The sequence below is a fragment of the Escherichia sp. 94.0001 genome (assembly GCF_013369155.2).
In the GTDB taxonomy this organism is placed as follows: Bacteria; Pseudomonadota; Gammaproteobacteria; order Enterobacterales; family Enterobacteriaceae; genus Escherichia; species Escherichia coli_F.
In genome coordinates, this window is the sequence record NZ_JABWMS020000258.1 from 1 (window position 1) to 379 (window position 379).

Genomic DNA, 379 nt, shown 5'->3' on the forward strand with positions numbered 1-379 from the left:
TTTCAGGATTTTGAATTTATTCAATTTTTTCCTTTCTCCAAAATCTCTCCAAAACGTTTCCCCAAAACTAGGCCACGCATTTTACAACACTTTTTTCCTGAGATGGTGACGGATATTCCATATGGCATTTGTCAAATAACCAACTTAACCCATTCCTGACCTCGAGTATCGTTATAGCGATCGGTGGTTGCCTGGACTTTATGTCCTAGTAATGTTTTTGTATCGATACCCTGTGCACGGTACAGTCGTTCTGATAGAGAGCGTTGTTCATGAAATGTGGGCGGTGTTTTTCCTGCTGGTGGAATTATTCCAGCCAGATCCCGCGCTTTGGCAAAGTAGTCGCTCAGGTTGTCTTTACTCATCGGCTTTGGTTGTTTCT

General features: G+C 42.5%; 1 protein-coding gene. It reads right to left on the reverse strand.

What is annotated here, in order from left to right; all coding sequences use genetic code 11:
* Positions 1 to 131: 131 nt before the first annotated feature.
* Positions 132 to 379, reverse strand: a 248-nt coding sequence (locus HEN33_RS25590; RefSeq protein WP_342367213.1) for a tyrosine-type recombinase/integrase, incomplete at its 5' end; no start/stop codon positions are given.